6 protein-coding genes are annotated in these 6610 nt (G+C 54.6%); 5 read left to right on the top strand and 1 reads right to left on the bottom strand.

Annotated elements, in window-relative coordinates:
• Nucleotides 1-176 precede the first annotated feature (176 nt).
• Nucleotides 177-1229 carry a tyrosine-type recombinase/integrase gene (locus ACSSVY_RS22415; RefSeq protein WP_454272241.1) on the top strand — a complete coding sequence of 351 codons (1053 nt, stop codon included), beginning with the start codon at nt 177-179 and terminating at the stop codon, nt 1227-1229.
• Nucleotides 1230-1300: 71 nt separating this feature from the next.
• Here the strand turns inward: ACSSVY_RS22415 and ACSSVY_RS22420 are convergent, their stop codons facing one another.
• Complete coding sequence (locus ACSSVY_RS22420) at nt 1301-1423, bottom strand: hypothetical protein (RefSeq protein ID WP_454272243.1); 123 nt, start codon at nt 1421-1423, stop codon at nt 1301-1303.
• Nucleotides 1424-1649: 226 nt separating this feature from the next.
• Here ACSSVY_RS22420 and ACSSVY_RS22425 point away from each other — a divergent pair, with 226 nt between their 5' ends.
• The 4 genes from ACSSVY_RS22425 (at nt 1650) to ACSSVY_RS22440 (ending at nt 6527) form a co-directional block, all read left to right on the top strand.
• Nucleotides 1650-2537 (top strand): recombinase family protein, encoded by an 888-nt coding sequence (locus tag ACSSVY_RS22425; RefSeq protein ID WP_114273238.1) that lies wholly within the window; start codon nt 1650-1652, stop codon nt 2535-2537.
• A 441-nt stretch (nt 2538-2978) separates the two neighbouring features.
• Nucleotides 2979-4181, top strand: a complete 1203-nt coding sequence (repA, locus tag ACSSVY_RS22430; RefSeq protein ID WP_089852475.1) for a plasmid partitioning protein RepA — start codon at nt 2979-2981, stop codon at nt 4179-4181.
• Complete coding sequence (repB, locus tag ACSSVY_RS22435) at nt 4171-5130, top strand: plasmid partitioning protein RepB (protein WP_009827218.1); 960 nt, start codon at nt 4171-4173, stop codon at nt 5128-5130. Before repA ends, repB begins: the two co-directional genes overlap by 11 nt.
• 239 nt (nt 5131-5369) lie before the next feature.
• On the top strand, nt 5370-6527 hold the full coding sequence (locus ACSSVY_RS22440; RefSeq protein WP_121066480.1) for a helix-turn-helix domain-containing protein: 1158 nt from the start codon (nt 5370-5372) through the stop codon (nt 6525-6527).
• The last annotated feature ends 83 nt before the right edge of the window (nt 6528-6610 follow it).

Genomic DNA, 6610 nt, shown 5'->3' on the forward strand with positions numbered 1-6610 from the left:
GTCTCACATACCCTGAATCGGTTTCAGAAATGCGACACAGGCAAGATATTGAAAACAAATGGTACGCAGTCTCAGAAACTCCGGCAGGCCGACATAGTCTCACAAATAGCAGCACCAAAATCGAGGGTTTGGGCGGGTCGGAGTCCGAGATTTCGAGCTCAGCGTCCTATGACTCGTTGAACGGTGACGAACACGACGAGAGAACCTCTCGGGATCGAGCCTCAATCGCCCTGCCCGCCAATGTGGCCGGCTCCGGCGCGCTCGACCGGCTGATCGATACCGCCCGGGACTACGCTGAGGCCTCGACTGCTGGGAACACGAACAAGGCCTACGCCGCCGACTGGAAACACTTCACCCGCTGGTGCCGACTGAAAGGCACAGAACCTCTGCCCCCCTCACCCGAGATGATTGGACTTTATGTGGCTGATCTGGCTGCACCAACCGGGAAGACCCCTGCCCTTTCGGTCTCCACGATCGAGCGTCGTCTCTCGGGGCTTTCCTGGAACTATAGGCAGCGCGGCTTCACTCTTGATCGCAAGGATCGCCACATCGCCACTGTTCTGGCTGGGATCAAACGCAAGCATGCGCGCCCGCCGGTTCAGAAGGAAGCTATCCTGCCTGAGGATATCCAGGCCATGGTGGCCACCCTGCCCTACGATCTCCGCGGGCTCCGAGATCGGGCGATCTTGCTTCTGGGTTATGCAGGCGGCCTGCGCAGGTCGGAGGTGGTCAACCTCGACATACACAAGGATGATACACCGGACTCCGGCGGCTGGCTGGAGATCTTCGACAAAGGCGCGCTGCTCACGCTTAACGCCAAGACCGGGTGGCGCGAGGTCGAGGTCGGGCGCGGCTCAAGCGACCAGACCTGTCCCGTCCACGCGCTGGAGCAATGGCTACACTTTGCCAAGATCGGCTTTGGCCCAGTCTTCGTGCGCACCTCGCGGGACGGCAAAAGCGCCCTCGAGGCGCGCCTTTCCGACAAGCACGTCGCAAGACTGATCAAGGCAACCGTTCTTAAGAGTGGTGTCAGATCCGATTTGCCGGAAGCCAAACGGTTGGCAATGTTCTCAGGGCATTCCTTGCGTGCCGGGCTCGCCTCGTCGGCAGAGGTTGATGAGCGTTATGTTCAAAAGCACCTAGGACATGCCTCGGCCGAGATGACCCGGCGCTACCAGCGCAGGCGCGACAGGTTCCGGGTGAACCTGACCAAAGCGGCAGGGCTGTGAAGACCAGGAATCTTGAGGCGTTGGTGAAGCGCTAAGGTGAAATTCCAGCGCTTCAGTTTCAGCTTACTGCTTCAATTGAAATCGGGAGCTAAACGCGACAACCAAAGATCGTCTTCTGGCGTGGCCTCCACCTCGTCGAAGTCTCCAGAGGGCTCGTCAAAATTATCAATTATTGCTGGGGTCTTGATCTTCATATGTTCAAAATATGCTGTATTTGCGTCTTACCCAAGCGAATTCTTTGGATGCACCTACACGCTTTATATAGCACGTGCGCGCGATGCCCCGCGAGAACTCTCTGATCATGCTCTGCATAAGGAAACCAAGATAGTTCTGCTAATCATTGCCACAGAAAGCGACCTTGCATTCGTTTACAAACGGTCGTTTAGTGACGGTATATGAAACTGCAAACGGCCTGTTTTGATGCCTTTAATCGGTTATGCACGCGTCTCGACAGAGGATCAGACCCCCCTGCCCCAGTCGCAGGCCCTGAAATCCGCAAGCTGCGCCGAGATATTCGAAGAGCAAGCCTCGGGCGGCAATCGCGCCCGGCCGGTGCTTGCGCGCGTGCTGGAGCGGATCGGCAAGGGCGACACGCTGGTCGTAGTCCGCATCGACCGCCTGGCGCGATCACTCTCCCATCTACTCGAGGTGATCGAACGGCTGGAAGCCAAGGGGGCCTTCTTTCGCTCGCTGCTGGACCCAATCGACACTGCGTCCCCGCAGGGCAAATTTACCCTGCAGGTTCTGGGCGCGGCGGCCGAGTTCGAACGCGCGCTGATCCGTGAGCGTACCAAAGCGGGGCTGGCCAGCGCACGCAACAAGGGACGCGTCGGTGGGAACCCTGGTCTGCGCGCCAAGGATCCTGCAGCGTTGCGCAAGGTCCGTCTGGCGCGCCAGGATGGATATATGGAGCGCCTGAACGAGACGGCGCAGGATTGGGTGCCACATGTCCGCCGGTTGCGCCCAGACATGGCCTGGGAAGATGTGCTGCGCATCGTAAATGCCCCCCTGCCCGAAGCGCGTCGCTGGACGCAAAGCCGCCTGCGGCGTGCCGTGAAGGCCTACGTGCGCGACGGCTTCCTGTCTGAAGCCGTTCTTGGCCGTGCCGGGCGACGCGAGACGGACGACCGCCTGCCGGCCATCGTCGCCGCCATCAAGGGTGCAGACCCTGATATCACGCTACAGGCGATCTGCGTCCGCTTAGAAGCGATGCGCGAACGCACACCGCGCGGGCGAACCAGTTGGCAACCGTCTTCGGTCAAGATGTTGCTGGAGCGTGCTCAACGCCTAGGCTTACTCTCTAAGTAACGGGATACGGCATACAGCAGTCACTAGATCGTTCAAACTTTGGGCTGTACAAAGGAATCGCCAGAGCTGCGCTAAAGAACCTATAAGTGGTCAGAGCGGCATGAATTGCGTTACTGAAGCTGGTAGTGACGTTTCAACTGCTCACCCTCGCCGGGGTGAAATGTTGTCCTGTGGATAAATCTTGTATAAGATAATCTAGTTAAACCAACTGCTTAGCATGAAGTCATGATGCGCTGTCTTAACGTCAGCGCTTCATATGGTGGTTACCTCCTCCGTCAGCACAAGACGGCCGCAAACATTTTTTCTTGAGTTTCCCCATTTCTCGCGTCATAGCTGTAACGTGAAAAGAAGAAAAAATACGTCCTTCGCGTTTCCCGATGCTCCGAACGGTAGCCTATATCGAGTAACGCAGACGGGACGATGTGAGGCGGACGAACAAAAATGCATCCAGTGCTGCATGATAAACTAAGAGCAGACGCAGACCGGCTTTCCGAAGCCCTTGAACACATGTCCAAGCTCTTCCTAGCGCCAAAAGAAGAAAAGACGCTTCGGAGCTTCACTACCGCTGAAGTGGCAGAGTTGTTGCGTGTAAGCGATGGCTATCTGCGAAAAGCTCACTTCGACGATCGCATCCCCGATGTCGAGCAAGGCTCTAACAACAAACGCCTCTACACCGCCGAGAAGATTCTCGAGATCCGCAATATTCTGTCACAGAACGCTAAAGACCCCTACCAGTTCCTTCCTGGTCGACGTCAGGGCGACAAACTGCAAATCTGGTCCACTGTTAACTTCAAAGGCGGCTCGAGCAAAACGACAACGACCGTAACGCTTGGGATGAGGCTAGCGTTACGCGGCTATCGTGTGTGTCTGATCGACGCAGATCCGCAAGCCTCGCTCACGACCTTTTTCGGATATCAGCCCGAGATCGATTTCCGTAAGGGCGGAACGCTCTATGATGCAATCCGCTACAACGACGGCGAAATATCCCGAGTCCCGATCACCGACGTTCTACGTAAGACCTACTTTCCCAATCTGGACTTGGTTCCTGGAGGGATCATGCTCTCGGAGTTTGAAACAGAGACCCCTATGGCATTGAGCCGTGGTGAGCAGCCGGTGTTTTTCAATCGGATTCGAGATCCGATACGCCAGGTTGAGGACGAGTACGATGTTATCCTCATCGACTGCCCCCCTCAGCTTGGATATCTCACGATGTCGGCAGTATGCGCATCAACTTCACTGCTCATGACCATTATCCCCGAGCGCGTAGACCTCGCTTCAGCCAGCCAGTTTCTCACCATGGCATCTGGTGTTTTGGAAGTACTTCATTCCAACGGAGGGATCGGCGCCTACGACAATTTTGCGTATCTGCTGACCCGGTTTGACACAGCCATAAGTACGCAGCAAGATTTGGCCGAATGGATCAGGCAGTTGCTTGGTGACAGTGTGATCAAGTCCCCATTCGTTAAGTCGTCTGCCGTAAGCGAAGCTGGCTTGTCCCAGAAGACAATCTTCGAGGTGGATCTTGCCGGCTCGAAGAACCGGAAGACTTATGATCGCGCCTTGGAATCCGTGATCAGCTTCTCAAACGATATCGAAAAGATGATCCAATCCGCATGGGGTCGAGGAGGCAGCAATGAAGCGTGATCTACTTGCCAAAAGCCTAGCGCAAATGGGTTCCAAACCTTCTGCGGCTGTCGAGGAGAACGACCAGAAGCCCGGCGAAGGAGCCCCTCGCTCGCTGAAAAGCATGTCAGACGTGCTCTCTCAAGTTTCGGCCCAAGCTGCCCAAGAAGTGGATGTCAGCGAAATCTCGGATTCCGAAATTGCAGACAGGTTTGACGTGGCCGAGGGGCTTGACGATCTCATTGAGTCGATCCGGACTTCTGGTCAACAGCTTCCTGCCCTGCTTCGGTATCGGCGTGGAGTCGGCCCTCGCTACGAAGTTGTCTATGGTCGCAGAAGAATCGCAGCCTGTCGGGCGCTTGGGATCAAGGTCAAAGCCTACATCAAGGAAATGGACCAACGTGAGGCACTTGTCTCTCAAGCCTTAGAAAACTCCGCTCGCCTCGAACGAAGTTTCATTGAACAAGCTATCTTCGCAATCAAGCTCGAAGAACAGGGTTTCACCAGGGCTGAAATCGGAGATGTCCTCGCAGTCGACAAGGGAACCCTCAGCAAGCTGATAAGTGTAGCGCGCGATCTTCCTGATGTGCTGATCTATGCAATTGGCGCTGCTCATGAGGCAGGGCGGCGACCGTGGCTCGAACTCAGGCGACTCATCAAGATCGAAACTGCTGTGACAGACGCTGAAATGCTCTCGCTGGTTCCTGACAATGGTACGCCAACTGAAAAGCTGAGCGCTCTCATTGAGGCGCTTCAGGCTGCTGAAGGCAAGAGCAAAAAGGCTGTAGGTTTGGCGGCAAATGCTGCCTCTCCTAACCCACTGTCCAGATTAAAGGACAGGCCGGTCTCGTTTAAGGCAAAGGGCAAGCGCCTTATGATCGAGGTATCGGAACAGAAAGAACGAGGCTTCATCGGTTTTGTCGAAGCCAACCTTGAGAGACTCTACGACGAGTGGAAAAAGAATCCATGAAGCTGGCGCAGATCCACAAACGATAAGCCATTGATTTCGTTACGGTTGGCCGTGGCCAACCTATGGAAAAGATAGAAGCAAACAACAAGGAGGCAGACAAGCGCGCAAAAAGAAACCCCCCGAAGGCGGTGAAGCTCTCCAGAGGGTCCCGATTTACTAGCACTATATTGGTACTCCCAAAAACGAATCACTGCAACACCGATTTCGGTGCCCGGTCGCATTTTGCCGTCTGAAATCATATGAAACAGGAACAAGTCGCGACTTCAGCAGTCGAGGCGCAGGATAACTGTGCCTTGCAGGAGCCCATTGCCTTTGCGGGAATGGGCAGCATCGAGCAGCAACCTTCTTTCAGACCGATCACGAGGCGAGATTTGATGGCCGCGGTCAACACCGTCTCCAAAGACCTCGGACTGCGCGCAGCCTCTGTTATGGTGATTGATGCTCTACTCAGCTGCCTCCCTTGCAAAGATTCCAAATCAGGTCTCGATAGACCTATTTCGCCACTAACTTTGCTTACCGTCTACGCGTCCAATAATACACTTTGCTTTCGAGCCAAGGGGATCACCGAGCGACAGCTCAGGCGTCATTTAGAACGCCTAGAAGAAGTTGGGCTGATCCAACGCAAAGACAGTGCTAACGGGAAACGGTTCCCAATTCATCGCGGCGGGAAGGTTATCGGCGCATTCGGCATTGACCTTTCCCCTCTCCTGGCACGGGCAGAAGAACTTTTTGCCCTCGCCCAAAAGCGTCGTCAGGAAGCCGATGAGCTGCGCGGTCTTCGCTCCTATATCCAGAAGCTGCGTATGGAATGTTTAAGACTACCCGTAGGCGAAGACGTAAGTACTTTCTTGGAAGGAACACGCAACATCATGCGCCGCGCCAGTACGACGCTAGTGCAAGCCCGCGCAATCATTGACAAGCTTACAGACGTTCTCATGGGCGTGGATCAGGCCAATACAGAAGGAACCCAAGCACCTGTTGCCACGATAGAATCTAAAACCACCACCATAAATCAGCCACAACAGAACCTTGATGATACAGCCACAATGACCGCCACAGACGGTCGAAATGTCCGGCACAAAGAACCACAAAAATCATATACAAAAAAAACTACGCCAGATTCAAACACAGAGTTTTGGAACAGTCTGACAGTCCTGTCTGAGTTCTATCCCAGTACGCCTCGAACAGAGCGCGCTATGGTGCAAATAATCTTCGAGTTTGGAAAGATGCTTAGAATAGCTCAGGTTACCCTAACGAAAGCGATTTCAACAATAGGTTACGCGAAAACACTAATGGTCCAAAACCAGATTGCTGGCAGTGCAGAGCAAATCTCCAACCCTGACGCATACCTAGCTCGAATCATTTCAGCTACCAAACATACCTTAGGGCATCTCTAAAAATTGCCCTGACCTTGGCGCTGCGATATCGTGACTTGGTGAACCGGCATATAGGGGATGCAGCAATGACGCAGATGGGTTTC

The sequence above is a fragment of the Roseovarius sp. MBR-51 genome, assembly GCF_053628575.1.